This window comes from Microlunatus panaciterrae (assembly GCF_016907535.1).
Taxonomy (GTDB): Bacteria; Actinomycetota; Actinomycetes; order Propionibacteriales; family Propionibacteriaceae; genus Microlunatus; species Microlunatus panaciterrae.
Genome location: NZ_JAFBCF010000001.1, coordinates 1822405 through 1848665, shown reverse-complemented (window position 1 = coordinate 1848665; position 26261 = coordinate 1822405). Strand labels below are relative to the sequence as shown.

28 protein-coding genes and 1 pseudogene are annotated in these 26261 nt (G+C 68.8%); 10 read left to right on the top strand and 19 right to left on the bottom strand.

What is annotated here, in order from left to right; translation table 11 throughout:
• Positions 1 to 92: 92 nt before the first annotated feature.
• Positions 93 to 1553 carry a YibE/F family protein gene (locus JOE57_RS08405; protein WP_204917268.1) on the bottom strand — a complete coding sequence of 487 codons (1461 nt, stop codon included), beginning with the start codon at positions 1551 to 1553 and terminating at the stop codon, positions 93 to 95.
• Between the two features lie 168 nt (positions 1554 to 1721).
• On the opposite strand from JOE57_RS08405, the gene JOE57_RS08400 reads away from it, so the two are divergent.
• From JOE57_RS08400 to JOE57_RS08385, 4 genes are read left to right on the top strand one after another with little or no spacing between them, the layout of a single operon-like run.
• Positions 1722 to 2504 carry a DUF3152 domain-containing protein gene (locus JOE57_RS08400; RefSeq protein WP_338041220.1) on the top strand — a complete coding sequence of 261 codons (783 nt, stop codon included), beginning with the start codon at positions 1722 to 1724 and terminating at the stop codon, positions 2502 to 2504.
• A complete protein-coding gene (locus JOE57_RS08395) occupies positions 2504 to 3274 on the top strand; it encodes a YaaA family protein (protein ID WP_204917266.1) in 771 nt (256 codons plus the stop codon). Before JOE57_RS08400 ends, JOE57_RS08395 begins: the two co-directional genes overlap by 1 nt.
• A gap of 2 nt (positions 3275 to 3276) precedes the next feature.
• Complete coding sequence (locus JOE57_RS08390) at positions 3277 to 3813, top strand: GNAT family N-acetyltransferase (protein WP_204917265.1); 537 nt, start codon at positions 3277 to 3279, stop codon at positions 3811 to 3813.
• Entirely contained in the window at positions 3810 to 4757 is a 948-nt protein-coding gene (locus JOE57_RS08385; protein ID WP_204917264.1) for a DNA-3-methyladenine glycosylase family protein, read from the top strand. The genes JOE57_RS08390 and JOE57_RS08385 overlap by 4 nt, the downstream gene beginning before the upstream one ends.
• An 89-nt stretch (positions 4758 to 4846) precedes the next feature.
• On the opposite strand, the gene JOE57_RS08380 is transcribed toward JOE57_RS08385, so the two are convergent.
• From JOE57_RS08380 to JOE57_RS08355, 6 genes are all read right to left on the bottom strand, one after another.
• Positions 4847 to 6223, bottom strand: a complete 1377-nt coding sequence (locus tag JOE57_RS08380; RefSeq protein WP_239579315.1) for a sensor histidine kinase — start codon at positions 6221 to 6223, stop codon at positions 4847 to 4849.
• 68 nt (positions 6224 to 6291) lie between these two features.
• Positions 6292 to 6987 (bottom strand): response regulator transcription factor, encoded by a 696-nt coding sequence (locus tag JOE57_RS08375; protein ID WP_204917262.1) that lies wholly within the window; start codon positions 6985 to 6987, stop codon positions 6292 to 6294.
• 37 nt (positions 6988 to 7024) lie between these two features.
• On the bottom strand, positions 7025 to 7528 hold the full coding sequence (locus tag JOE57_RS08370; protein WP_338041219.1) for a low molecular weight protein-tyrosine-phosphatase: 504 nt from the start codon (positions 7526 to 7528) through the stop codon (positions 7025 to 7027).
• Complete coding sequence (locus JOE57_RS08365) at positions 7521 to 7919, bottom strand: phage holin family protein (protein WP_204917261.1); 399 nt, start codon at positions 7917 to 7919, stop codon at positions 7521 to 7523. The genes JOE57_RS08370 and JOE57_RS08365 overlap by 8 nt, the downstream gene beginning before the upstream one ends.
• A 70-nt stretch (positions 7920 to 7989) precedes the next feature.
• Positions 7990 to 8595: an MBL fold metallo-hydrolase gene (locus JOE57_RS08360; RefSeq protein ID WP_204917260.1), complete on the bottom strand. Its 606-nt coding sequence runs from the start codon at positions 8593 to 8595 to the stop codon at positions 7990 to 7992.
• Positions 8592 to 9722 carry an S-(hydroxymethyl)mycothiol dehydrogenase gene (locus JOE57_RS08355; protein WP_204917259.1) on the bottom strand — a complete coding sequence of 377 codons (1131 nt, stop codon included), beginning with the start codon at positions 9720 to 9722 and terminating at the stop codon, positions 8592 to 8594. The genes JOE57_RS08360 and JOE57_RS08355 overlap by 4 nt, the downstream gene beginning before the upstream one ends.
• 424 nt (positions 9723 to 10146) lie before the next feature.
• Between JOE57_RS08355 and JOE57_RS08350 the strand changes: the two genes are divergently transcribed.
• The 3 genes from JOE57_RS08350 to JOE57_RS08340 all read left to right on the top strand — a co-directional run bounded on the left by JOE57_RS08350 (position 10147) and on the right by JOE57_RS08340 (position 14998).
• A complete protein-coding gene (locus JOE57_RS08350; protein ID WP_204917258.1) occupies positions 10147 to 12063 on the top strand; it encodes an ABC transporter ATP-binding protein in 1917 nt (638 codons plus the stop codon).
• Entirely contained in the window at positions 12060 to 13955 is a 1896-nt protein-coding gene (locus JOE57_RS08345) for an ABC transporter ATP-binding protein (RefSeq protein WP_204917257.1), read from the top strand. The genes JOE57_RS08350 and JOE57_RS08345 overlap by 4 nt, the downstream gene beginning before the upstream one ends.
• A 323-nt stretch (positions 13956 to 14278) precedes the next feature.
• Positions 14279 to 14998 carry an ion channel gene (locus JOE57_RS08340; RefSeq protein WP_239578889.1) on the top strand — a complete coding sequence of 240 codons (720 nt, stop codon included), beginning with the start codon at positions 14279 to 14281 and terminating at the stop codon, positions 14996 to 14998.
• Here JOE57_RS08340 and cobA read toward each other — a convergent pair.
• The 5 genes and pseudogenes from cobA to JOE57_RS08320 all read right to left on the bottom strand — a co-directional run bounded on the left by cobA (position 14980) and on the right by JOE57_RS08320 (position 18273).
• The gene (gene cobA / locus JOE57_RS08335; RefSeq protein ID WP_338041398.1) at positions 14980 to 15729 is read right to left on the bottom strand and encodes a uroporphyrinogen-III C-methyltransferase; all 750 of its coding nucleotides are present in this window, start codon (positions 15727 to 15729) and stop codon (positions 14980 to 14982) included. The genes JOE57_RS08340 and cobA overlap by 19 nt on opposite strands.
• 69 nt (positions 15730 to 15798) lie before the next feature.
• Positions 15799 to 16092, bottom strand: a pseudogene (locus tag JOE57_RS19165) (precorrin-2 dehydrogenase/sirohydrochlorin ferrochelatase family protein); the annotation flags it as partial.
• A 426-nt stretch (positions 16093 to 16518) separates the two neighbouring features.
• A complete protein-coding gene (locus JOE57_RS08330) occupies positions 16519 to 16854 on the bottom strand; it encodes a hypothetical protein (protein WP_204917255.1) in 336 nt (111 codons plus the stop codon).
• 52 nt (positions 16855 to 16906) lie between these two features.
• A complete protein-coding gene (locus tag JOE57_RS08325) occupies positions 16907 to 17698 on the bottom strand; it encodes an SRPBCC family protein (RefSeq protein ID WP_204917254.1) in 792 nt (263 codons plus the stop codon).
• Positions 17695 to 18273 (bottom strand): ArsR/SmtB family transcription factor, encoded by a 579-nt coding sequence (locus JOE57_RS08320; RefSeq protein ID WP_204917253.1) that lies wholly within the window; start codon positions 18271 to 18273, stop codon positions 17695 to 17697. The genes JOE57_RS08325 and JOE57_RS08320 overlap by 4 nt, the downstream gene beginning before the upstream one ends.
• A gap of 233 nt (positions 18274 to 18506) precedes the next feature.
• Here JOE57_RS08320 and JOE57_RS08315 point away from each other — a divergent pair, with 233 nt between their 5' ends.
• Together JOE57_RS08315 and JOE57_RS08310 are read left to right on the top strand one after the other, a co-directional pair.
• Positions 18507 to 18716, top strand: a complete 210-nt coding sequence (locus JOE57_RS08315; protein WP_204917252.1) for an SHOCT domain-containing protein — start codon at positions 18507 to 18509, stop codon at positions 18714 to 18716.
• Positions 18706 to 20175, top strand: coding sequence for a multicopper oxidase family protein (locus tag JOE57_RS08310; protein WP_204917251.1), 1470 nt, complete (start codon positions 18706 to 18708; stop codon positions 20173 to 20175). The genes JOE57_RS08315 and JOE57_RS08310 overlap by 11 nt, the downstream gene beginning before the upstream one ends.
• Before the next feature lie 72 nt (positions 20176 to 20247).
• Here the strand turns inward: JOE57_RS08310 and JOE57_RS08305 are convergent, their stop codons facing one another.
• From JOE57_RS08305 to JOE57_RS08285, 5 genes are all read right to left on the bottom strand, one after another.
• Positions 20248 to 20490, bottom strand: coding sequence for a hypothetical protein (locus JOE57_RS08305; RefSeq protein WP_204917250.1), 243 nt, complete (start codon positions 20488 to 20490; stop codon positions 20248 to 20250).
• Positions 20491 to 20573: 83 nt separating this feature from the next.
• The gene (locus JOE57_RS08300) at positions 20574 to 21674 is read right to left on the bottom strand and encodes a protein kinase domain-containing protein (RefSeq protein WP_204917249.1); all 1101 of its coding nucleotides are present in this window, start codon (positions 21672 to 21674) and stop codon (positions 20574 to 20576) included.
• Complete coding sequence (locus JOE57_RS08295; protein ID WP_204917248.1) at positions 21671 to 22861, bottom strand: protein phosphatase 2C domain-containing protein; 1191 nt, start codon at positions 22859 to 22861, stop codon at positions 21671 to 21673. The genes JOE57_RS08300 and JOE57_RS08295 overlap by 4 nt, the downstream gene beginning before the upstream one ends.
• On the bottom strand, positions 22858 to 23673 hold the full coding sequence (locus JOE57_RS08290; RefSeq protein WP_204917247.1) for a vWA domain-containing protein: 816 nt from the start codon (positions 23671 to 23673) through the stop codon (positions 22858 to 22860). The genes JOE57_RS08295 and JOE57_RS08290 overlap by 4 nt, the downstream gene beginning before the upstream one ends.
• 217 nt (positions 23674 to 23890) lie before the next feature.
• Positions 23891 to 24175, bottom strand: coding sequence for a hypothetical protein (locus tag JOE57_RS08285; RefSeq protein ID WP_204917246.1), 285 nt, complete (start codon positions 24173 to 24175; stop codon positions 23891 to 23893).
• Positions 24176 to 24363: 188 nt separating this feature from the next.
• Between JOE57_RS08285 and JOE57_RS08280 the strand changes: the two genes are divergently transcribed.
• Positions 24364 to 25068, top strand: a complete 705-nt coding sequence (locus JOE57_RS08280; RefSeq protein WP_204917245.1) for a TetR/AcrR family transcriptional regulator C-terminal domain-containing protein — start codon at positions 24364 to 24366, stop codon at positions 25066 to 25068.
• 162 nt (positions 25069 to 25230) lie between these two features.
• Here JOE57_RS08280 and JOE57_RS08275 read toward each other — a convergent pair whose 3' ends face one another.
• Complete coding sequence (locus JOE57_RS08275; RefSeq protein ID WP_204917244.1) at positions 25231 to 25590, bottom strand: iron chaperone; 360 nt, start codon at positions 25588 to 25590, stop codon at positions 25231 to 25233.
• A gap of 39 nt (positions 25591 to 25629) precedes the next feature.
• Positions 25630 to 26199 (bottom strand): TIGR03086 family metal-binding protein, encoded by a 570-nt coding sequence (locus tag JOE57_RS08270; protein WP_204917243.1) that lies wholly within the window; start codon positions 26197 to 26199, stop codon positions 25630 to 25632.
• Positions 26200 to 26261 lie beyond the last annotated feature (62 nt).

Below are 26261 nucleotides of genomic sequence, written 5' to 3'. Positions count from 1 at the left end.
CCTGTCTGTGAGCCCGGGTCGGGTGCTCATTGTTGCATGCGAAACCCGCAGGAACAGAGGGATGCAAGCGTTTTCCTGCGCCCAGCTCCGATCTAGCTGCGCGGTCGATCGGTACGGCCGCGAGTCGATCCCGACGTGTCGCCACCCTTGGGGGTCTCGTCATCCTTCAGGTAGTCGAAACCGGCGAAGTCGTCGTCATCGCGCCGACGGCGTCGCTTCTGTGGTCGATCCGCGTCCAGGTTCCTGCGGGACCCGCGCAGCCGGGCGGCCAACCCGGCCAGGACCGACCCCTCCGGTTCGAACGACCGTGGTGGTGACACCTCGGTCGGCGCGCCACCGCGGGGCAGTCCGCGGCCACTTGCGCGCACCACCGCGACGCCGATGGCGGTCGTCAGCGGCACCGCCAGCACCAGGCCGATCGATCCGACGACGGTACGGATGATCTCGCTGGAGAACATCTCCGTCTGAAGCACCTCGAGCATCGGCCGGTCGTAGATGGCGATCAGCAGCAGCACCGGCAGCACCGCGCCCGCGGTGGCGAAGGCGATGGTGTAGACGGTGGAGGCGATGTGGTCGCGGCCGATCCGCATCGCCCGTGAGAACAGCTTGGACTGGTCGGGATCGGAATCGGCGAGTTCCCAGACCGCCGACGCCTGGGTGATGGTCACGTCGTTGAGCACACCAAGGCCGGCAACGATGATCCCGCAGATCACCACCGACGTCAGATTCAGGTCCGGTGCGGTAGCGGCCAGAACGTAGTCGTCGTCCGAGGTGACCCCCGTCAGGTGCGCCCACCGGGTGGCGGCCCAGCCCAAGGTTGCGCTGAGGATCAGACCGAACAGAGTGCCGATCAGTGCCGTCGTCGTCCGCGCACTGAACCCGTGGGCGGCATAGAGCACCACAAACATGATCGCCGAGGACCCGATCAGCCCCACCAGCACCGGACTGGAGCCCGCGATCAGTGCCGGGAACATGAACTTGACCAGGATGAAGCCGGCGAACGCCAGTCCCAGCAGGGAGGCGAGGCCGCGCCACCTGGCCACGATGATGACGGCCGCCGCGAACAGCAGGCTGAGCACGACCAGCGGCGCCCGGCGCTCGAAGTCGGAGAACTGGTAGGCCGCCGGCGCCCCCTCGATCGGCAGCCGGATCAGCTTGACCGTCTGGCCGACCTCGGCCCCCGAGGCGTAGATCGCGTTGCTCAGCTGGGTCTGGATCGTCTGCCCGGTCTCCGGCCCATCCTTGAGTTTGACGCTGATGTTGGCGCACACCTGCTTGGTGGCCCCCTGGGTGGAGCCAACCACACCCTCACAGGAGATCTCCTCGATGGCGGTGATCGTCCCGGTGGGGTAGGTCACGCCGCTCACCGTGTACTGGGACAGGTCCTTCTGGATATGGCTGTCGATGTTGCCCGGCCACAGCACGATCAGGCCAGCCAGGGTCCAGATGGCCAGCGGGATCAGGACGACCACCATCATGCGCAGCGCCTTGCGGTGCCGATCGATACCTTCCGGCGTCGTCGGTACTTCGTGCGAATGTGTGTGCGCCACCATCTCCGCCTAGTGTTGTTCCTCGTGAGCCATGGGTCGAACGGACAAGGGAACGGTACCCGCGCCAGCGGCACTGCGTCTCCTCGGGCGGATGGCCCCGCCGCCTCACCGGCACCGGTGAATCGGGTGGCTCGCGGGCGGCAGTCCCGGCGCCGAATCCTGTGGCTGCCGGTGGCGGTCGCATCCGTCGTCCTGCTGGGTGCCGCGGCGATCCGCGGAGCGCCGGCAGTGCTGACCGAGTCCCAGGGACTGCAGCAGGTGCTGCCGATCGGCGGTACGGCGACGCCGCAGGACGCTACTCCGGCAGCGTCACCGTCGGCGCCGACCACCACTCCGGCCACCCCTGCGTCCCCGAAGCGCACCCCTGGCGCGGCCGCGACCAGGCCGGCTCAGCCGGACCCGACGAAGGTCCGGGTGCCGGAGCGGGGCGCCGGAACCTTCCTGCGGGCGAAGGTGTCGGCCCGAGCCAAGACCAGGAAGGGTCGGCTGATCCGCTTCGATGTCCGGGTGGAGAAGGGCATGCCGGTCGACCCCGCGGCGGCGGCGATCCTGATCCACCAGGTGCTCAATGACCCCCGCAGCTGGAGCGGCGGCGGCGAGGCCCGGTTCCAGCTCGTCGCGCCCGGGCGCAAGGCCGACCTGCATGCCTACATCGCCAGCCCCAGAACCACTGACCGGCTCTGCGCGCCGCTGCGTACCGAGGGCAAGGTCTCCTGCCGGAACGGCAGCAAGGTGGTGCTGAACGCGGCTCGCTGGGTGCGGGGGGCGCCGTCGTACGGCAAGGACGTGGCGAACTACCGGCGCTATCTGGTCAACCACGAGTTCGGGCACGCGATCGGCTACGAGCACGTGAACTGCAAGCGCAAGGGCAGACCGGCACCGGTGATGATGCAACAGACCAAGGGGTTGGGAGGCTGTCGCCCGAACCCCTGGCCCGACCCGAAGCGCCGCTGATGCTCGTCCTGCTGCCACCGTCGGAGGGCAAGGCTGCGCCGAGAAGGCGCGGCCGACCGACCGAGGTCGGCGCCCTGTCCTTCCCCGAGCTGGCCTCCACCCGGGACAAGCTGATCGACAGCCTGGTGCGGCTGAGTGCCGAGCCCGATGCGGCGCTGCTGCTGGGCTTCGGCCCCAGCCTCGCCGACGAGGTCCGCCGCAACACCCTGCTGGAGCGGCTACCGGCGGCGCCGGTGCTCGAGGTCTACACCGGGGTGCTCTACGACGCGCTGGACTACGCCACGTTGTCATCGGCGGCTCGGCGGCGGGCGGGTCGTTCCCTCTTGGTGCAGAGCGCCCTCTGGGGGCTGGTCGGGCCACGGGACCGGATCGCGCCGTACCGGCTGGCCATCGGCAGCACGCTGCCGGGGATGGGTCCGCTGGCCGCGCTCTGGCGGCAGGTGCTGCAGCAGCCGCTGAGCCGAGCGGCCGGCACCGGGGTGCTGGTGGACTGCCGCTCATCGAGCTATGCCGCCGCCTGGCAACCGGCCGGGGAGCTGGCCCGGCGCACGGTTGCGGTGCGCGTGTTCACCGAGCGGGACGGACGCCGGACGGTCGTCTCGCATCAGGCCAAGCACACCCGCGGGCTGGTGGCCCGCTGGCTGCTGGAGGCGCCGGATCTGGCCAGGACCCCGGCCCAGGTGGCCGAGCTGGTCGGCGGCCGACTCCGCTGCGAGCTGGTCGACCAGGGTCGGCGAGGGTTCGCACTCGACGTGCTCGAGGGGACGTGACGATGGTCTCCGCCGTGTCCCCGACCGTGCCGCCGGTCCGCCTGCATCCGGTCGATCTGCCGGCGCTCGGTCGACTGCTGGCCGGCCGACGCGACCTCTCGCTGCAGTGGCACGCCGAGTACCCGATGGCGGAGACCTTCGTCGCGGGTCAGCTGACGCTCAACCGGTCCGACGAAGGCGACCCCGCTCCGTGGGGGCTGTACCAGATCTGCCTGGGCGTGCTGGTGGTCGGCGACGCCGGCTTCCACGGCCCACCCGGGCCGGGCGGGGTGGTGGAGCTCGGCTACAACGTGGTGCCGTCGCTGCGCCGGCGCGGGATCGCGACAGCCGCCTGTCGGCAGCTGGTGCAGCTCGCCTGGCAGTACGGCGCGGCCGGGGTCGTCGCGGAGACGACGGCCGAGAACGTGGCCTCCCAGCGGGTGCTCGCCAAAGCCGGTCTGCGCCTGTCCGGGCCGGAGGCGGTGGGCGTGCCGGATCGGGCTGGCGGGCCGGCTGAGCGGGCTACCGACCGGTTGGTGTTCACAATCGGACGGCCATGACGGCGCCGCAGACCAGGAGCTGGTCGCCGGGACGGCCGGTGCCGCTGAACGCCATCCTCGGGCCGCTGCGCCGCGGCCCGGGCGACCCGACGCACCGTCGGCTGGGTGATCGGTGGTTTCGCGCCACCCGGACGTCCCAGGGCCCGGCTCTGCTGATGGTCGACGCCGTCGGCGACCGGGTCCAGGCCAGCGCCTGGGGCGATGGGGCCGAGCTGGTCCTGGACCGGCTGCCGGCGCTGCTGGGCGACCTGGACGAGCCGGCCGGCTTCTTACCCCGGCCGGAACACCCCGCGCTGGCGTCGGCGTTGCACCGTTCCCCGCACTACCGGGTCGGACGCACCGAGGCGGTCTTCGAGGCGCTCGCCCCGGCCTGCATCGAGCAGGTGGTCACCGGCCTGGAGGCCTACCGGGCCTGGCGGCTGCTGGTCACCGAGTACGGCGAACCGGCCCCGGGACCGGCGCGGCAGCCGGAGTCGCCGGCGTACGGGATGCGCGTGCCGCCGACACCCGAGGTCTGGGCCAGGGTACCCAGCTGGCGGTTCCTGGCCGCCGGCGTGGAGGAGCGCCGCAGCCGGACGCTGGTCACCTCCGCCCGGCGGGCGATCGCGCTCGAACGCACCCTCGAGCAGCCGGGCCAGGCCGACCGGGCGTTGCGCAGCCTGCCCGGTGTCGGCGCCTGGACGTCGGCCGAAGTGCGGCAGCGGGCCCATGGCGACGCCGACGCGTGGAGCATCGGCGATTACCACGTGGGCGGCTGGATCACGTACGCCCTGCTCGGCGAGGCGCTGGACGACGACGCCTGTCTGGAGGTGCTGGAGCCCTATCGGGGCCACCGCTACCGGGTGCAGATGCTGCTCGCCAATGGTGCCGGCCGGCCACCCCGCCGTGGTCCTCGCCGGACCCTGCCGGGCCACACCCCGTACGCGACCCGGGGCCGCTCCTGAGGCCCGCGTCCGTGCAGACCGCTGGCCTGCCGTGCATGCCTCCGGAGGTCTGCACCAGGTGACGAGCGTCTGCCCAGTGGCGCGTGAGACTAGTCCAGCGACGGTTCGTGATCGGTCAGCCCCTCGAAGGTGGTCGAACCCGGAAGCCGGATGGTGAACTCGGCACCACCCTGAGCCGAGTGGCCGGCCTTGACCCAGCCGCCGTGCCGGGCGATGGTCTGCGCCACGATCGACAGCCCCAGCCCGGTGCCCGGGGTGTTGCGGGCCTTCTCGGAGCGGAAGAAGCGATCGAAGACGTACGGCAGGTCGGCGTCATCGATGCCCGGACCCTGGTCGGCCACCCGGAGCCGGTCGCCGTCGAGCTGGACGCGGATCGTGCCGCCCGGCGGGCTCCACTTCACCGCGTTGTCGAGCAGGTTGGTGATCGCCCTCTCCAGGGTGTCCGCCTCCCCGATCACATACAGCGGGTTGAGCTCGACGTCGAAGCGCAGCCCTGGCCCGCGCCGCCGGACCCGGTCGAGGGCGGCCGTGACGACGGTCCGGAGATCGATCGGCTCAGGTGACGGAGCCACGCTGTCATCGCGGGCCAGTTGCACCAGGTCGCCGATCAGGGTGGTGAACTCGACCAGCTGGGCCGAGACGTCACGCAGGATCTCGGCCCGGTCGACGGCCTTGAGCATGCCGCTGTCCGCGTCGGCGACCAGCAGCTCGATGTTGGTCCGCAGGCTGGTCAGCGGCGTCCGCAGCTCGTGCCCCGCGTCGGCGATCAGCTGCCGCTGGCGCTCCCGGGAGGAGGCGAGCGAGCGCAGCATCAGGTTGAACGCCTCCGCCAGCCGGGACAGCTCGTCGTCCCCGGTGACCGCGATCGGCGCAAGATCATCCGTCTCGGTCACGTGCTCCACCGCGCGGGTCAGGGTGCGGACCGGACGCAGGCTGGACCGGGCCACGGTTGCGCCGGCCGCAGCCGCGACGACCACACCGGAGACGCCGAAGATGATCAGCACGACCCAGAGCGAGGAGAGGATGTCCTTCGTCGGCTGCAGCGGCCGGCCGAGCACCAACGCATAGTTGCCGAGCTCGGTGATCGGGACCGCCACAATGCGGTACTCCTGGCCGTCCCCGGTGCGCCCGGTGCGGGCCGAGGCCCCCTGCTGCAGGCGGGCGATGCTGAGCTCCTCGGCGCCGAGCACCAGGTGCACCCGCTCGTCGGGCACGTAGTACACCGCGCCGTCGGAGCGGATCACCGCGACGCTGACATTGCCGGCCCGCAGCGCCTGCCCGGTCAGGCCGCCGATGTTGCGGATGTCCTGGGCGACCGGAAAGGCGACCGAGCTCGCCGTGTCGATGAGCTCGGTGTCGAGGGCGTTGAACAGCGAGACGCGCAGTGTCACATAAGCGGCCACACCGGTGGCGGCGACGGCCAGCGCGACCGCGATGCCGGTCAGGAACGCCACTCGGCGGTGCAGCGGCGGGCTGTGGAACAGCCGCGTCAGTCGAGCGACCAGGGTGCCGGGCAGGGCCAGGAGCCTCCAGCTCACGGCGGCGTCTCACGGAGCACGTAGCCGACTCCGCGGACCGTGTGCAGCAGCCGCGGCTCACCCTCGGCCTCGGTCTTGCGTCGCAGGTAGCCGATGTAGACCTCGAGCGAGTTCGCGGTGGTGGGGAAGTCGAAGCCCCACACCTCGTTCAGCAGCCAGCTGCGGTCCAGTACCCGGCGCGGATGCTCCATGAACGCCTGCAGCAGGGCGAACTCCGTCCTGGTCAGGGTGATCGATCGGGACCCGCGCAACACCTCGCGGGTGTGGGTGTTCAATGCCAGGTCGCTGAACGACAGGTGCTGGGTGGAGGGATCGGAGGAGTCCGCCACCGTGCCGGCACGGCGGACGAGTGCCCGCAGCCGGGCCAGCAGCTCGTCCAGGGCGAACGGCTTGGCCAGGTAGTCGTCGCCGCCGGCATCCAGCCCGTCCACCCGGTCGTTGACAGCGTCACGCGCGGTCAGCACCAGGATGGGCACGTCGTTGCCGGCCGAGCGCAGCATCCGGGTCGCCTCCAGGCCGTCCAACCTGGGCATCATCACGTCCATGATCACCGCGTCGGGGCGGACCGCGGCCAACCTGGCCAGCGCCTCAACCCCGTCGGCGGCGGTGCTCACCTCGTACCCGTTGTACTCCAGCGAGCGCTTCAGTGAGTCCCGGACGGCTTGATCATCATCGACAACGAGGATGTGCATGACCCAAGGGTGCCAGACGCCGGGCACCGGCACCGGGTCAGACTCGGGCCCGTTGCAGCTCGCTGACGTGGGCCAGTACGCCGGGGGTGGCGGCCTCGATCATCGCCAACGTGTCGGCGAACCCCTCGTCGCTGCCGTACCAGGGATCCGGGACGCCTGATCCCGGCTCGGCGTCGGGATCGAAGTCGCTCAACAGCCTGAGGTGGTCGACGTCGGCGAGAGCCCGGAGCTTGCGCAGATGCAGATCCTCCATCGCGATCACCAGGCTCGCCGAGCTGATCTCGTCGGGGGAGATCCGGTGGGCGACGTGGCCATCCGGATGGTAGCCGTGCCGGCGCAGCATCGCTGCCGCCCGCGGGTCCATCGGCGCCCCGAGCTCGTCACTACTGGTGGCGGCGCTGCTGAAGTCCACGCCGGTCAGCCCCGCCTCCTGCGCGGCCCGTCTTGCAACCCGCTCAGCCATCGGCGACCGGCAGATGTTGCCCCAGCAGACGAAAACGACCCGGACCGAGGTCGGTCGGTGGGTCTGCACCTCAGCCACGCCGCCGGTCCCTGTCCTTGTCCTTGTCGGGCAGGAACGCGTTCAGCACGAAGCTGACGACCGACACGATCAGCGCACCGAACAATGCCGTCCAAAACCCGTCCACGTGCCAACCAAGGTCGAGCTTGTCCGAGACCCAGGAGGTCAGCAGCATGATGCAGGCGTTGATCACCAGCAGGAACAGTCCCAGTGTGAGCAGCACCAGCGGCGCGGTGAAGAAGGCGAACAGCGGCTTGACCACCGCGTTCAGGACGCCGAAGATCAATGCCACCACCAGCAGGGTCAGCACCTTCTGGCCAGTGGTGTCGCCGCTCAGGCTGATGCCGCTGAGCAGGGCGGTCGCCACGGCTAACGCGGCCGCGTTGGCGAGCAGTCGGAGAAGCAGTCTCATGCTCCGATCGTTCCATGCCGCGGCAACTGAGGCGACTGCCGACGCTGCGAGTGGGTCCGGGGAGGTGCGCTCAGCCGAGCCCGGCCCGTTCGGCGCCGATGGTGGTGTCGTCGCCGTGGCCGGTCTTGACCACTGTCTCGTCGGGCAGGGTCAGCAGCTTGGTGCGGATGCTGGTCAGGATGGTGTCGTGGTCGCTGAAGCTGCGTCCGGTGGCGCCCGGTCCACCCTGGAACAGGGTGTCGCCGGTGAAGACGACGCCCAGCTCGTCGGCGTAGAAGCAGACTGCTCCGGGGGCGTGGCCGGGAGTGTGGAGCACCCGCAGGGTGGTGCCGGCGACCGGGATCTCCTGACCGTCGGACAGCGCGCCATCCGGCGGCGTGTCATGGGTCAGGGCCCAGACCGGAGCGTCGTCGGGGTGCAGCAGTACGGGTGCGCCCACGGCAGCGCCGAGGTCCGGCGCATAGCGGACATGGTCGTCGTGCCCGTGGGTGCACAGCACCGCCAGCACCCGCCGACCCGCCACCAGCCCGGTGATGGCTCCGACATCGTGCGGGGCGTCGATGACCACACACTCGTCGTCGTCACCGACCACCCACACGTTGTTGTCGACGTCGAAGGTCTCGCCGTCCAGCGAGAACGTGCCCGAGGTCACGGTGTGGTCGATCCGGGCCGTCATGCGTGCTGCCCTTCGACAGCGTCAGGGCGCGCGGCTGACTCGTCGAGCACCACCACGGAGCGCAGCACCAGTCCGCCACGGATCTTCTCGAACGCGGCGTCGACCGCGTCGATGCCGATCTCCTCGGTGACGAACGCGTCCAGCGGCAGCCGGCCCTGGAGGTACAGGTCGATCAGCATCGGGAAGTCCCGCTCCGGCAGGCAGTCGCCGTACCAGCTGGACTTGAGGGATCCGCCCCGACCGAAGACGTCCAGCAGGGGGAGCTCGACGGTCATCTGCGGCGTCGGTACGCCCACCAGGACGACAGTGCCGGCCAGGTCGCGGCCATAGAAGGCCTGCTTCCAGGTCTCCGGCCGGCCTACGGCGTCGATCACCACATCGGGACCGAAGCCGCCGGTCAGCTCCCGCATCGCCTCAACGGGATCCACCGAGGTGGAGTTCACCGTGTGGGTCGCGCCGAGGGACTTGGCCGTCTCCAGCTTCCGATCCTCGAGATCGATGGCGATGATCTTGGAGGCCCCCGCCAACCGCGACCCGGCGATCGCCGCCGAACCGACTCCGCCGCAGCCGATCACCGCGACCGAGTCACCGCGACCGACATTGCCGGTGTTGATGGCGGCGCCAAGCCCGGCCATCACACCGCAACCGAGCAGGCCGGCAGCGGCCGGGCGCGCGGCCGGGTCCACCTTGGTGCACTGGCCAGCGGCGACCAGGGTCTTCTCGATGAAGGCGCCGATGCCCAGCGCCGGGGACAGCTCGGTCCCGTCGGTCAGCGTCATCTTCTGGGTCGCGTTGAAGGTGCTGAAGCAGTACCAGGGTCGGCCGCGGCGGCAGGCGCGGCAGGTGCCGCAGACGGCGCGCCAGTTCAAGATCACATAGTCCCCCGGTTCGAGGTCGCGGACCCCTTCGCCCACCGACTCGACGATTCCGGCCGCCTCGTGCCCGAGCAGGTAGGGGAAGTCGTCACCGATGGCGCCCTGGACGTAGTGCAGGTCGGTGAAGCACACGCCGCAGGCCTGGACCTTGACCACTGCCTCACCTGGACCGGGATCCGGGACGTTGATCGTGACGAGCTCGGTCGGGGCGTCCTTGCTGCGGGCGATGACGCCCTTGACTTGCTGCGGCATTGCGCATTCTCCTCAGGTGTCGGCCGATGTCGGGCTGCCCGCGAAAGGTCCGGTCCGAAAGGTCCGGTCGGGCCTCGGGAAGCCGTCTCGCCTGCATCCTAATGGGGTCCTCGGACAGCGGTGCCGGAGCCGCTGTGGATGCTCAGCGGCGGACGGCGATGAGCATAGTCAGGCTCATCGCCGACGCGGTATGATGCAACGGTCGACCGGATCGCCCACGGCTCAAAACGAAGTGACAGCCGGTCGGCCCTTGTCCTCCTCTCGCTGTCTCAACGCCGTCATCGGTGATGGCAATAATGACTTGACCTCGACCTGTCTTGAGGTTGCATAGTGGACCAAGGAAAACGTTTCACACGTTTCTGTCACAGCCGCCCGCTAGAACAGAAGCCTGCCCTACCCGGAACTGCCCTGAGGAACCCTCATCATGTCAGCCGATCTATCGGCCCCGGCGTCGACGACGCCCCAGAGAAATCCAGCCTCCAGCACCGAACCACGGCCCGGCGTTGCGTCGCCGACGGCCCTTGACCACCCGGCTACGATCGCGCCGCCGCCGACCGGGAAGCGGCGACCCAGCACGTCCCTGTGGCGGTTCCGGACCTATCTCTACCCCTTTCGGGCCCGCTTCATCTCGATGTTCGTCTTCGCCAGCATCGGCGTCGGGGCGAGCATCGTCGTACCCCTGGTCACCAAGGCCGTGATCGACGGCCCGATCGCGGACAGCGACCGACGCGGCCTGTACGCGCTGGGCCTGTTCGCCCTGAGCCTGGGCATCGTCGAGGCGTTGCTGATGTTCGGCCGACGATGGGTGGTCGCCAAGGCGACGTTGGGCACCGAGTACGGGTTGCGTACCGACCTGTATGCGAAGCTGCAGCGGCTGCCGATGTCCTTCCACGGGCAGTGGCAGTCGGGTCAGTTGCTGTCGCGGATCATGAACGACCTGTCAACCGTGCGCCGGTTCCTCGGCTTCGGGCTGCTGTTCATCCTGATGAGCATCGCTCAGATCGTGGTCGTGACCGCGCTGCTGCTCAACATGTACTGGCCGCTGGGGCTGGTCGTCCTGGTCTCCTCCGTGCCCGTCGTGCTGCTCTGCCGCCGCAACGAGCGGGAGTACACCCGGCTGTCCCGCAAGATTCAGGACGAGACCGGTGACGTCGCCTCCTCGGTCGAGGAGGGAGCGCACGGACTGCGGGTGATCAAGGCCTTCGGTCGCGGTGGGCACGTCTTCGCGAAGTTTGACGCCCGCAGCACCCAGCTGTTCGACACCTCGATGGAACGCGTCCGGCTGGTGTCGAAGTTCTGGACCTTCCTCGAGGTGATCCCCAGCGTCACCTTGATCATCGTGCTCGGCTTCGGTGCGGTGGCCGCAGGTCAGGGGCGGCTCACGCTGGGCACCCTGGTCGCTTTCATCACCTTGATGCTGTCCCTGGTCTGGCCGGTGGCCGCGCTCGGCTTCCTGCTGTCGCAGGCCCAGGAGGCGATGACCGCGGCCGACCGGATCGCGGAGATCTTCGACGCCGAGAACACCATCACCGACGGCGAGGCCGAGCTGACCGAGGTCCGCGGTGCCGTCCGGCTGGAGAACGTCGGCTTCCGCTTCGTCGACGGTGAGCACGACGTGCTGCACGACGTGAACCTCGACATCGCCCCCGGCGAGACGATCGCGCTGGTGGGGGCGACCGGCTCCGGGAAGACCGTGTTCACCTCGCTGGTGCCGCGCCTGGACGACGTCACCGCAGGCCGGATCACCATTGACGGCGTCGACATCCGCGACCTCAGGCTCGAACAGCTGCGGACCGTGGTGGCCACCGCCTTCGAGGACCCCACCCTGTTCTCCATGTCGGCGCGGGAGAACCTCACCCTCGGTCGTCCCGGGGCGAGTGACGAGGACATCGCTGAGGCGATCGACGTCGCCCAGGCACACTTCGTCCACGACCTGCCGTGGGGGCTGGACACCCGGATCGGGGAGCAGGGGATGAGCCTGTCCGGCGGTCAGCGCCAGCGCCTGGCCCTGGCCCGAGCCGTGTTGGCGAAGCCGGCTGTGCTGGTGCTCGATGACACCTTGTCGGCGCTCGACATCCACACCGAGGCACTGGTGGAGGAGGCGCTCAAGTGGGTGCTGGTCGGGGTCACCGGTGTGGTCGTCGCGCACCGGGCCTCGACCGTCCTGTTGGCAGACCGGGTGGCGATGCTGTCCGGCGGCACCATCAGCCACGTCGGCACCCACAGCGAGCTGCTGGACACGGTGCCCGAATACCGCGCCCTGCTGTCGGCGGAGTTCGACCTCGAGCAGGAGGCCAGCGCACTGGATGAGATCGCAGAGTTTGAGGAGGTGACCCGATGAGCACCAGCACCAAGGAGACCCGCTCGAAGCAGGACCGTGACCGCGACGCCAAGAGCGACGAGGTCCGCGACTCGACCCTGGACGCGTGGCGTGGTGTCGGCGCCGAGCACGCCGACGACATCTCCGACAAGGGCACCCTGTTCCTCAAGCACCGCAGCCGTCGTTTGCTGGGCGATCTCCTGCGGCCCTACAAGAAGTTCGTCTTCCTGCTGACCTTCATCGTGCTGGTGGAGAACGCCGCCCGGCTGAGTGTGCCCTGGCTGGTACGCCGGGGCATCGACTTCGGGGTGCCGCCACTGCTCCAGGGCGGCAGTGGCAAGGTCCTGTACGAGACGGTCGGACTGATGCTGGTGGCCGTGGTGCTGCAGGCGGTGAGCCGGATCTCGTTCCTGCGGTCGTCGGGGCGGATCGGCCAGGAGATCCTGCTGGAGATCCGCCGCCGGCTCTTCCGGCACTTCCAGAAGCTCGACGTGAAGTTCCATGACCGCTACACCTCCGGCCGGGTGGTGTCGCGGTTGACCAACGACATCGACGCGATCATGGAGCTGCTGGCGAACGGCTTCGACGGCCTGATCACCGCTGTCCTGACGATGGTCGGCGTCGGCGTGCTGCTCCTCACCCTGGACCTCAAGCTGGGGGCGATCTGCCTGATCTGCTTCCCGATCCTGATGGTGCTGGTGCGCTGGTTCTCCAAGCAGTCGGGGTTGACCTACCGCCGGGTCCGCGAGACCTCGGCGATGGTGATCGTGCACTTCGTCGAGACGATGACCGGCATGCGGGCCGTCCAGGCCTACCGTCGCGAACCGCGCAACCAGCAGATCTTCGAGGACCTGTCCACCCGCTACCAGGACGCCAACGTCAAGTCGTTCAAGCTGGTCGCGATCTTCATGCCGGGCATCAAGCTGATCGGCAACATCACCATTGGTGTCGTGCTGCTGTACGGCGGCTACCTGGTCATCGGCGATGAGATCACTGTCGGTGTGCTGGCCGCCTTCCTGCTCTATCTGCGGATGTTCTTCGAGCCGATGCAGGAGATCAGCCAGTTCTACAACACGTTCCAGTCGGCCACCTCAGCCCTGGAGAAGCTGTCAGGCGTGCTGGAGGAGGAGCCGACGGTGGTCGAACCGCGGAACCCGACTCCGCTGCCGAGTGCACGGGGTGAGCTGCACTTCGAGAAGGTGAAGTTCGCCTACGTGCCCGAGCGGCCGGTGCTGCCTGGGCTGGAGCTGACCATCCCCGAGGGTCAGACGGTCGCCCTGGTGGGCACCACCGGTGCGGGCAAGACGACCATCGCCAAGCTGATGTCCCGGTTCTACGACCCGACCGCTGGCCGGGTGACGCTGGACGGCATCGACCTGCGGCAGCTGTCCGATGTCGACCTGCGCCGGGCCGTCGTGATGGTGACCCAGGAGAACTTCATGTTCGACGGGTCGGTGGCCGACAACATCGCCTTCGGTCGACCGGACGCCAGCCGGATCGAGATCATCGAGGCCGCCCAGGCCGTCGGTGCGCACGAGTTCATCACCGAGCTGCCGCAAGGCTACGACACCGACGTCGCCAAGCGCGGTGGACGGTTGTCCGCGGGCCAGCGTCAGCTGGTCGCGTTCGCCCGGGCGTTCCTGGCCGACCCGGCGGTGCTGATCCTCGACGAGGCGACGTCCAGCCTGGACGTTCCCAGCGAGCGGCTGGTCCAGCGGGCACTGCAGACCATCCTGAAGAATCGGACCGCGGTGATCATCGCGCACCGGCTCAGCACGGTGGAGATCGCGGACCGGGTGCTGGTCCTGGAGCACGGCCAGATCCTCGAGGACGGCAGCCCGGAGCAGCTGATGACCACCGACGGTGGACGGTACGCGGCGCTGCACCAGGCATGGGTGGACTCGCTGGCGTAGTCAGTGGCGCGCGCGGGTGGCGCGGGTTTCGGGCGGGGGTTGGGCTTTCGGGCGGTGGTTGGGGGTTTCGGGAGTGTGCTGCGGGCTTCGTCTCGCCCACCTCGCTCGCTCCGTTAGCTCGGAACGCCCGACCACGCCCTGACGAAGCCCGCAGCACACGCCCGAAAGTGGCCCACCCTCGGGGAGGTCCGTCTCGCCCCGCCCCCGAGGTGTGCCTCCCGGGCCACGTCAGGACGCGTGTCCCGCCGGTTGGCCCCGTCCCACCGTGAGGCCCATCCGGCTACGTCATCAGCTGACGCCTCCTGGTCGGTAGGGTCTGGGGCATGGCTGGCATGAGTCGGGTTCTGCGGAGCGTGCTCGATCACCCGTCGGCGGTCCTGCTGGTGGTCCAGTTGATCGGGGTGCTGATCTACCCGTTCATGGAGGAGTCCCCGGCGGGACGGGTGATCTTCGAGACGTTCGGGCTGTTCGTGCTGGCGCTGGCCATCTGGTCGGTCCGGGACTCGGCCGGGCCGACCTGGATCGCCTTGGCGATCGGCGTCATCGCCGCCGCCCTGGCCGTCGCGTCCGTGCTGCTGGGCGGTTCGGCCCTGCAGGCCGTTTCGGCCGGGGTGCACGCCATGTTCTACTTCTGGGCGGCCGGCAGCCTGCTGATCTACATGCTGCGGGACCGGACCGTCACCTTCGACGAGCTCTTCGCGGTCGGGGCGACGTTCACGCTGTTCGCCTGGGGCTTCGCCTACGTCTTCGTAGCTCTGCAGATCCTTCAGCCGGGCTGCTTCATTGCCGCCGTCGATCCGCAGGCCGCCCGCAGTTGGATGGAGCTGCTGTTCCTGAGCTTCACCAACCTGTCCAGCACCGGGCTGTCCGACGTGGTTCCGGTGACCCCGCACGCCCGTTCGGTCGTGATGATGGAGCAGCTGGCCGGGCTGGGCTATGTCGCGCTGGTGGTGTCCAGGTTGGTGGGCCTGACGATGACCCGACGGGTGGAGCCGGCGGCCTCAGACGACGCTGCCGAGGTCGCTCAGTCCGAGACGGACTGAGCTGTGGGGCGGTCGGCGACGGCCGGGTCGAACGCCGCCACCGCGCCGATGACCACGACCGCCGGTGACTTGACCGCCGCCGCGGCGGACCGCTCGGCGATGTCGGACAACGTGCCACGGACGGTCCGCATGCTCGGCAGGCCGCCGTCGGCGATGGTGGCGGCCGGTGTGTCCGGACCCATTCCCTGCCGGAGGAGCTCGGCGCTGATGGCCGGCAGCTGGGCGACACCCATCAGGACCACCAGCGTGGTGCCGGACCGGGCCAGCGCTCCCCAGTCGAGCTTGGAGCCCGGATCGCCGGGGGCCAGGTGGCCCGTCACCACGGTGAAGCCGTGGGTCAGGGTGCGGTGTGTCAGCGGGATGCCAGCCAGTGCGGGTACGGCCACCGCCGAGGTGACGCCGGGGATGACGGACACCGCGATCCCCTCGGCGGTGCAGGCCTGCCACTCCTCGCCGCCGCGACCAAAGACGAAGTTGTCACCACCCTTGAACCGCGCGACCACCTTGCCGGCTCGGGCGTGCTCGACCAACAACCGGTTGATCTCGTCCTGCGGCGTGGTCCTCCCTCGAGGGATCTTGCCGACGTCGATGATCACCGCGTCCGGTCGTGCCTGGTCCAGCACCGTCAGCGGGGCGAGCCGGTCGCAGACGATCACATCCGCCGTCCGGATCGCTGTCAGCCCGTCAATGGTCAGCAGCCCCGGATCACCCGGACCGCCGCCGATCAGGATGACCCTGCCGGTTTCGACCGACGCGCCATCCGCCCCACCGACCGATCCGGCGGGTCGGGCCGAAGCGCACGGCCGGCCGAGCTTGCGGGCCAGCGCGGCCGTGGTCCGGTCTACCGGCCCCGAACCGCTGGCCGTGATCACCAGGGCCACCTCGGCAAGATCATCTTCGGCGAGCTCACGTTGGTGCCAAATGAGCAGTTCCCGCTCGGCCAGGTCGCGGATCGCCGTCGCCACCTCCGGAGCGATGACAGTGACCAGGGCCTGCGACTCCAGCAGGCCGGTGATCTTGCTCAGCGCGACCTCGTGCCCCCCGACGACTGCGACCCGGCGACCGGCGAGGTCGAGGTCAGCGGTGAAACTCATGGCATCTCCTGGTCGGTGGCATTCAGGGAGGCTGCCATTCTCGACCAAACCGGGCCCGCTCTCGGGGGTGTCTCATTCGCAACGAGAAGGTCAGGGGTTCGAATCTCCTTAGCTCCACCAACCCGCTGGTCAAAGGCAGTGCCCGAATCCCGAAACAAGAGACGAACGATCTCTCAGCCTTTGGTGTCCATAAACCGGGTCCAGGACCTTCTGTTGGCCTAGCCGGCATGGACAGCACCACACCGACCTTGAGCGGCTTGGAGCCGGTGATGAGCATCGAGGGACTCTCCGAGTACCCCAAACGTGCCTGTCAGGACGCTGTACGAGTGGCACTTGGCTGGCAGAGAACTGTGCGCGGTCCGCCGCTTCTCGGCCACCGGTGCCACCAACAAGGAGGCCGAGCGTAACCTGAAGAAAGGTGCTCTCTCACATCGAGAGGGGTGCCGGGTGGAGTCGGTCGCGGATCAGTTCGACGATGGCGGGGTGGTCGGTCTCGCCGAGCGGGAGGTAGCGCTCCCTGGGTGGCGCGATCATCTGGCTGCTGTTCTCGACGATGCGCGGCCTCTTCACCCGGGTGCAGCAGGCGTTGCGTTTGATGTCGGCCTCTATGACGTCGGCGATCTCGGTGTCGACTTTGGTGAAGAGCGTGGTGAACTTGTGGGCGATTTCGTCGCCTTCGCGATCTCTAGGGAGGCCGGTCGCCGTCTTCAGCACACCGGCGCAATTTCGGTCGAGTGCAGGCTGCAAGGGGTGCTTGGCCATGTATTGGAGCGTAGAAGGCATCGACATGGCTGCTCTCGGGAACGGTAGAAGATCAGGCAGGGACGGAGATTCCCTGCAGCCAGGCCTGCCAGGCCGGCTCTTCGCGCCGTACGTAGTCGGCAGCCTCTGCGGAGAACAGGTACGCCCGTATGCCCGCCGTCGCCTTGCCGCCGCCCTCGTCCCACGCGAAGATGCTGAGCATTCCTGGCACCGGCGCGCTGAGCCGGACCAGCGTCTGCCGCTCACCGACGCGCTCGACCGTGCCGGTAGCGCCGCGCACCTCGACCGTCGCGCCCTCGTCGCCCAGTCCGAGTGCGTCGTGCAGGGTCGACCAGAGCGTCTCCGCGTCGCCGGGGTGGGAGGCGGTGGCCTCCAGGTGTGTGGCCTCCTGTCCGGGGAAGTGGGACAGGTAGAGGCGCAGGTTGTCGAAGAACGGCATCCAGCCTGGGCCCATGGTGGCCCAGAACTCCGACTCCCAGGCGGCGCCGGTCCCGAAACCGCTGCTGGTGACGCGCACGATGCAGGTTCCGCCGGACTGTGCCTCGACGAGGAACTCCGACGTGAGCGGGCTGAGCGCATCGGGGTCCTTGCCCATGAGGGCGGCCCAGTCCTCCTGGTAGACGAGGCGGCGCGGCGGCTCCCATGCGGTGACCTGGCCGTCCGAGCCCATCTCTGGGCCCATGGTGAAGTGCAGGGAGCCGCCTTCGCGCTCCTCCATCTGGGTGGGCGTGAACCAGGCGCTCATGCCCTTGGCGGTGGCGATGGCTTGCCAGACCTGCTCCGGGGTGCCGGGGACCTCGACACTGAACTCCAGGCGGTAGGGGACGTTCGGGGTGGTGCTCATGGGTTCTCCTCAGGAAGGGGGTGGGCGGCGACGAGGAGCCGGTGCGGGCGCCCGTCGTCGTGGTGGTAGCGAGCGGCCAGGTCGAGCACCGCGGCGGTCAGGTCGTCGGCGAAGGCAGCCCGGTCGGCGGCCGACTGGAAGCCGATCTGCGTGTCGATGGTCAGGGTCGGCAGACGCTTGCCGGACGCGTCGGCACGGCGCGCCAGGGCGCCGACCTCGCGCACCAGCCGGCCGGCCAGCGCGACGAGGTAGCTTGCCGACAGGTGGTCGGCGTTGGCGTCCGGGTCGGCCGCGGACGCGCTGAGGGCCGCCGGCGATACGACGTAGGACGCCGCTGATGCCTGCAGTACCCGCTCGGTGATGCCTCCGTGCCGGCGCTCCTCGGACAGCGCCACCAGGCCGTGCGCCTCGAGCGCCTTGAGGTGATAGTTGACCTTCTGGCGCGCGATGCCGACTCGGGCGGCGAGGCCGGCGGCGGAGGCCGGTCGGGCCAGCTCGCCGAGCAGCCGGGCCCGGACCGGATCCAGCGCGGCGGCGGCTGCCTCCGCGCTTTCGATGACTTCGACGTCTTGCATATCGCCACCCTGCTCTTGACAATAACTCTTGTCAAGGGGTGTGCCTCGGCTCACGGTACCCATGCGAACGCTGCTTTGACTTTCCGCGCCGCCGTCGAGGCGCTCTGCTGGTTGTCGAGCGCAGGCCTATCCGCGGATACCCCCACCGGCATACGGGTAACCTGGCCTGAAGGAAGGTGGTGCGCCTGATGATGGGCGGATACGGCGGCATCGACTGAGCCTGGATCTGGCCGGTGCTCCTTGTGCTGGGGCTGGTCACCGTGGCTTGGGCGCTGGTACGGCTGCGCTCATCGGCGAGAGACCGCGGCAGCGAGGACGGCGCCGACCGACCACAGGACACAAGTCACGACCGCTCGCGGGAGATCCTTCGAGAGCGGTACGCCCGGGGGGAGATCTCCGAAGAGGAGATGCGAGAGCGGATGCGGGCGTTGGATGAGCGGTGAGGTCAGTCGACGCCGCGCTCTGCAGATCGCGGCGCTCGGCGCTGTCGGCGCGATCACCGGCGCGGTCGGCACGTGGCGGTCCTTCCTCACCCCCGCGTCGGAGGCGCTCCCCGAACGGCCCGGTCAGGAGTTGCTGCAGCCGCGCGTTCTGAGCAGCCGTGGCGGGTCGCTCGACGTGCGACTGCGGGCAGCGCCCGGCGTGACGGTTGCGGGTCGACGTACCCGCGCTCTCGGCTACAACGGCACCGTGCCGGGGCCCACGCTCCGGGTGCGCCCGGGAGACCGGCTCCGCGTCGAGTTCGTCAACGACCTCGACAGCGCGACCAACCTGCACACGCACGGTCTGCACGTCTCGCCGGAGGGACGCAGCGACAACGTCTTCCGGCACGTCGGGGCGGGCAAGACGATGCGCTATGAGTACGCCATCCCCGACGACCACCCGCCGGGAACCTTCTGGTATCACCCGCACATGCATGGCAGTGTTGCCGACCAGGTGTTCGGCGGTCTCTACGGCACCATCGTCGTCGTCGGGGCCGGGGAGCCGTCGGTCGACCGCGAGCGAGTCCTCGTGGTCAGCGACATCACCCTCTCCGGCGACGGCCGGGTCATCCCGGTGAGCGGCCCGCAGATCATGGCCGGTCGCGAGGGTGAGCTGGTCCTCGTCAACGGGCAGCTTCGCCCCACTATCACCACGGCGCCCGGCACGGTCGAGCGTTGGCGGGTCCTGAACGCCTGCACATCGCGCTTCCTGCGGCTGCGCCTGGATGGCCACACCCTCGGTCTGCTCGGGTACGACGGGCAGGCGCTGAGCGCACCGCGCGACCGGGACAGCGTCGTCTTGGCGCCTGGGAACCGTACCGACTTTCTGGTCCGACTTGAGCGTGCCGGCTCGTTCCGCCTCCGTACCCTCGACGTCGACCGCGGCGGCATGGGCATGATGTCCGGCGGCTCGGGTAGCACGTCGCGCGCAGCGGAGCTGGCCACCGTCGAGGTGGGCGGCCGTCCCTCCGCGACTACTGCGAGCCCTGGTTCAGCCGAGTTCACCTTCCGGCCTGCGGCCGACCTGCGAGGTGCCGCCTTGGACCGCCGCCGAACCATCACGTTCACCATGCAGATGAGCATGGGAGGCGCGTCGTTCGGATTCGATGGGCAGGAGTTCGACCCAGCGCGCACTGACCAGAAGCTGCAGCTCGGCACCGTCGAGGAGTGGACGATCGGCAACGACACGCCTATGGATCATCCCTTCCACCTCCACGTGTGGCCCATGCAGGTCGTTGACGCGCCGGACCACGACCCTTCCGGCCCACCTGACTGGCGGGACGTCGTCATCGTGCCCGCTCGTGGGCAGGTCCGAGTGCGTGTCCCCATCAGCGACTTCGGGGGGCAGACCGTCTACCACTGCCACATCCTCGACCACGAAGACCGCGGGATGATGGCTGTCGTCGTAGCCCAGCCCTGAGCGTGGGCTGACTCGTCGTACCCGGTTTCAAAGCGACGTGTCGACCAGGTCGGTGCGGTTTCGAGTCCCGGCTCAGTAGGAGCGGTTGCGGGGCCCGAAGTTGATCATGCAGCCGCCAGGCAGCGGCCGGATCTCGAAGCCGCTGTCGAAGTCGAGTCGGTCATCGGAATCCACCGGGTGGATCTCTTCCGGCACCGGGTACGTCCGCAACTCGTGTCGGGTGGGATCAGGTGGCACCGGCGGTGGTGCCGTGGGGCGGGTGCTGCCGGGTGTGACGGTGCGGACGGCAGCGCGCAGCGGTTCACCTACAGGCACTTCGGCTCCGCAGGTGGCGCACACTCGGCCGTTGCGGTTGACGCCCTCGCACACGCGGCAGCGCCACACGGGTCGGAGGGGGTTCATCGGGGTGACCGGCCTGTCAGCTTGCCCACGAGCTTGCCGACGAGCCGTTGAGCCGGATTGGTGCCGGCAGGCATCGTCTCGCCGGACGGACTGCCGGCGTCGCTGATGCGGAGTCCCTTGCCTCGCAGCGCACCGGTCGGCGTCGTTGCTGGTGCCGGCACCCTTCGGGCCGGCGTGGTGGTCCGAGCCGTCGGAGCGGGGCTGTCGCTGGTGAGCCGGATACCCATCAGGGTGGCGTGGACCTGGGCAATAGTGGGTCGCTGGGTCGGGTCGGCAAGGAGCATGGCGTCGACCAGCTCGGCTAGAGCCGGCACGATACCGGCGCGACGGATGCGGAGTGTCTCACCGCTACGGACAGCGACTGCGGGTTCGTGGTACGTGGTGGCGTCGAAGGGTGGCACGGCGCCGGTGAGGAATTCGCTGTAGATGAGGCCGAGCGCGAAGATGTCGGAGGCGATCCCCAGTTCACTGGGTCGGACACCGACGTCTTGGATGTAGCCGAGCAGCTCGGGGGAGTAGTAGTTGATGGTGCCGACGATCTCTTCGAAGGGCGGGGGGTTGCCGGCGATGTATGAGCTGTCGAAGTCGATCAGCTTGCTGGTGTAACCGAGCTCGGTGCGCTTGACCAGGATGTTGCTTGGCTTCAGGTCGCCGTGCACGATCCGCAGGTCGTGAAGGATCTTCAGGCTGTGCGCGACTGACTTCATCAACACCAGCTGCAGGCGAAGCTCGAGCCCTGCAATCCCGGCCGGGCCGAGGTCCTCGGCCTCGACCTTCTCGGTGATCTTGTAGTACTTGGCCCCCCAGCGGAAGAAGTCGAGCGTCACGATGAGGTTGCCGCCGTAGGCCGACAAGGGCGCTAACGCCTTTTGCATGCCACGGTGCTGGGCTTCGAAGGCGGCACACCTGGCGCGCTTCTTGGCTTTGGTCTTGTCGCTGCCCGGCGCGTTCTCGTCGGGGTAGGTGGGGCTGAGGAACTCCTTGATGAAGAACTGCCGGCCACCCCGTTCGGCGTAGGTCCACTTGCTGAGTCCGGCGCCGACGACCTTGAAGTCTTGCAGGATCAGGTAGCCGTTGATGACGTCGCCGGCCTTCACGAGGTCGCCTCGTCCCGCGCCGGCTCGTCGTCAGGCGGATCGTCGACGACTTCGACGGCGGTGGGCCGTGCCTCGCTGGTCGCCGCGTGGACCTCCGCGGGGTCACGGTTCTCGACCTCGAGCTCCGGTTCGACTGGAGTGTGCAGGTATCGCTCGTAGTCCGGCTGGTAGCGGGCCCACAGTTGCTGTGTGTCGTCAAGCTGGCGTTGGCGGAGCACCTGCAGCTCCTGTTCTGCTCGCTGTACGGATCGGCCCAGATCGTCGATGGGTGTGGTGAACTGCTGCTCGAGCTCGTCGACCCGGGAGGCGAAAAGGCTCTGGAGCTCCGCGAGGTCTGCTCCCACCGCCATCACCGACATGGCGGCGTCGTCACCGGTCACCGCAGCTACCTGGCTCTGGATGGTCTGGGACCAGCCGGCGACGCTGCGCGCGGTGATCAGCGAGCTCAGCACGAGTTGCTCGAAGTGCATCGGTGAGGGGAGGTAGCCGAAGCAACCGTCGGTGGCGCACACCAGCAGGAAGGGCGCTTCGATCTCGACGTGCCGGTAGTTGACGTGGAACTCGGTATCGGCCGACATGGCGTTGCTGACTACGGAATCGCGTCGCAGGTTCGTCATGGCGTCGCTGGGCTCACGCAGGTCGTCAGTGGTGAGCTGGCGTGCCCCGCCCGGCTCGAAGACGTACGCGCGGGAGTCCCCGGCCCAGAACACGTGACAGAGCCAGGTGGACCCACCGCGCTGGGTCCGTTGCAGAGCAAGCATCGCCATCGTGGTCGGCAGCGCCCGCAACAGCCGGGATCGGAGCCCGCTCTTGGGCGCCTTCAGCTCCGTCACCCGGTCCTGGAGCGCGGCCCGGACGGCATGTTGGAGGTCGGCCGCGACCTGCTCACCCTTGAGGTTCCAGTCCGGTACCAGGAGGTCGAGCATGCGTCGTTCCACGACATCGCGGGCGATCCGAGCAGCCAGGTAGGCGCCGCTGCGTGGACCGTCGTCGGTCTCGTAGACCGTGCCGCCGGCACCGCCCATGCCATCGAAGACGGCAAGCAGCCCCAGGTCTGGACCATCCCGCACGATCGGGTCGGAGTCCTCACCGTGGTCGGGCACCTTCCCCAGGTTGAACCCGAACGAGACCGTGGGCCCCGGCGCCAGATCCTTGGCGCCGGAGCGGGTGCTGCGCGTCTGGCTCACACCGAGTTGCCGATGGAGTCGATGATGGTTCCGTAGTCGACCTCGGAGAGGCCGCCGCCGGCCTGTGAGGGGTTGTGCACGACGTTCTCCCAGACGGCTGAGATGTCGCTCCAACCGGGGCCGTCGGGAGCGAACAGGATGAGCCGCTTCGAGCTTGAACCCATGGGGCCCTGCTCGTCCTCCCAGACGTCGGTGAGGGCGCTGAAGTCAGCCGGCACTCGCGAGGACAGGTCGGCAGGCACGTTCGAGGGGTCCAGCGGGTGGGCCGGCTGATCGGTCCAGATCACGATGACCTGGCGGCGCCGGTCGCCGGTGGTGGTCCAGGGCGAGTTGATGGCCAGTGCCACGGCCTCCAGGCCGGATTCCGGCGCATCGCCGCCGCCCTGGGCGATCAGCCCGTTGACAAAGTCTGAGAAGCCGCCGCGCTCGGCGGGCAGGGTGTAAAAGGGCGACTCCTCGAGCGCAGCTGGGCCGTCCGCGATGAAGTCGCGGAAGGCGATCACCCGGACCCGCAATTGGGCGACGTTCTTGCCCTTTTCGGTCAGGTTGGCCTGCACGTCATCGTAGAAGCCGAGCGCGTTTGCTTTCACAGCGTCGATGATCGGGGTCATGCTGCCGGTGACGTCGATGCAGAAGACGATGTCCACGGCGTAGCTGAGGCCGCGCGGAACTGCCATGCTCGTCTGGGTGGCAGCTGGTGGCGCGGGAGTCGCGGCGGGTGCGGGAGTCACCTCGGGAGCGGCGGCAGCCTTCTCGACGCCGGGGACGTCGGGGTTCGCGGGCGTTCCCTCGGCAATGGTGTTCTCAGTCATGGTTCTCCTCGAGGCGGTGGACTGACGGCCCACGACCCGCGGGTGGGGTGACGCGGCGGCGCCGGGCTCTGCCCCAGCTGGCGGTACGGGATGTGGATTCGCGGTGGGAAGTGATGGATACGGCGGAGCCGGCGCAGCAGGTCTGTCTCAGGTGCCTTGGCCCCGTTCGCGCCCGTGTCGACCCTTGGCCAGGGTCGACACGGACGAGAGCCGGCTGTCAGGCGTCGTAGACCTCGCGGCTGCCCGACTTGGCGAGGCCGCGCGCGATCATGTAGGCGACGGTGAGGTAGACGACGTAACGCATGGCGGTGGTGGCGCCGAACGGGTCGCCGTCAGTGCCGTTGCCGTCGTAGAGATTCGCAGTGATGACGACTGCGAGGACCATGGCGACGAAAGCGAAGAACTCGGTGGTCTTCGTGGCGTTCTTTGTCTCGGTTGTCAGCCGGCGGCGCTGGTTGTCGTGGTCGAGGTCGCTGCTGCGGGTACTGGTGGAGGTGCTCATGGGGGTGCTCTCTGCTAGGTGCGGACCTGTGGTCACGCGGTCGGCGGCGCCGATTTCGGCATCTTCGCCAATCCCTACAAGTGATATCTACACTGTAGGTCTATGTTGTAGACACTACAGGTAGAGTGGGGGATGTCCAATTCGACCCCAGGCCACCCCATCCTCCAGAAGAAGCTGGCGCCCGTGTGATGAACGTTCCGATTGATCCCCCCGACGCCCACAAGACCGGCCCTCGAACCCCGTTGACCCGGGATCGGGTGATGGCTGCTGCCCTGCGGCTCGTCGACGACGAGGGCCTGGACGCACTCACCCGTCGCCGGCTGGGCCAGGAGTTCGGGCGGAATGCGATGGCTCTGTACCGCCATGCCCCTGACCGCGCTGCGCTGCTCGACGGCATCGTCGAACTCGTGCTCAATGAGCTTGACATCCCTGACGGAGGACAGGACTGGCAGACCCAGCTCTCCCGGACGGCGCATGACTTCCGACGGCTCGGGCTGGCGCACCCGCACGTCGTCAGCCTGATCGTCACCCGGCCGTTGTCGACCCCGCTGGGGCTTCGGCCCTTGGGCACGCTGCGGCCGTTGGAGCGGTTGCTGCGGGTGCTTACCGACGCCGGGTTCCCCCCGCCGCTGGCGCTGCGGGTGTACCGGCTCTACATCGGGTTCCTCTACGGGCACATGCTCACCGAGCTTCAAGAGCTCGTCGCCGACCCAGAAGAGACCAACGACCTGCTCCGGCTCGGATTGCATCGGTTGCCCGCGAAGGAGTTCCCGCTCACCCGGGGATTGGCCAGCGAGCTGGCCCACTACGACGGTGAGGCTGAGCTCGACCAGGGGCTGGCCGTGCTGTTCACCGGCCTCCGCGCCGAGCTCAAGATCGCCCTCGATCACTAGTTCCGTTGCTCTGCAGAGACTGAGTTGTCCCTGGGAGGGGCTCGAGTCATGGGTCGATGTTGTGGACCATCCTTCGTATTGCCGCGACTACAAGGATCCCTGCCCGATCCCCAGGTCACGGAGGCGTCATTGCAGGCGTCACTTGGGAGGCGGCGACGTGGGTCAGATGCTGCCGGTCCGCTCGCTGGCCAGGGCGGCCACCACTCGGCGTACGAGGTCGTCGGGGAACGGCTGGTCGAGCCGGAACTGCAGAGTGCCCTTGCCTGAACGGTAGCTGCCGAGGTCACGGGCCAGCGCCTCGTCGCCGGACGGCACCGGGTAGAGCCCCACGTGCCTCTTCCAACCGGAGTAGAAGAGGAGGTCCTGGCCGCCCAACGTCACCGTCGGCATCGCGTAGCTGATCCTCTCACCGGACTGCGGCACCACCTCGCGGGTGATCTGTCGGATGCGCCTGAGCCGTTCCCCGATCTCCCCGGAGAACGAGGCGATGTACTCATCGACGGTTGCGAACGCGGTCGCCATACAGAGCCCTTCCGTCCGAACCGCACCCCGCCGGTGTCGTCATGCCGATGACGGTCCTGATGCCTCGGTGCGAGCATCGAGGGCCCGCCCGGCGAACGCCGCCAGACGGTCGTAGATCGGTGCATCGTCGGGCACCCGCACCGCGGGCGCGAATGCCTTCCCGCGATTCTCCGGCGTCATCATCGCGGACATGAACGCCAGCCCGCGCTCCGCCACCTCCGGCTGCAGCGGTGGCGACTGGCCGGTCGCGCGGGCGAGGTCCCAGGTGTGCACAGCGATCTCTGCGGTCTGCCAGTCCACCTGCCTGGCGTCCACCGCGTCACCCGGCTGTCGCCAATGGTGGATCAGTTCGTCGGCGTTGGACCTAAAGTCGGCCACCCAGTTGCTGGCAGCCGGCTGCGGCGCCGCCGACCAGTCGGTGTCCGCGCCCCGAGCCCTCTCCAGGAAGCGGGCCGGCGCGCTCACGAGATGACCGATCAACTGCGCGACATCCCAGTCGTCACAGGGCGTCGGTTGCGCGAGCTGGTCCGCGCGGACCGCGGCGAGCACGTCGCCCGCCTGGTCCAGCGCGCGGCAGAGGACGGCGACGGATTGGTTGTGAGCAGTCATGGTTCCTCCTCGTGCCACCACGATAGTCATCAGCGGCATCTCCCGGCAGGGTCGAGCGCGGG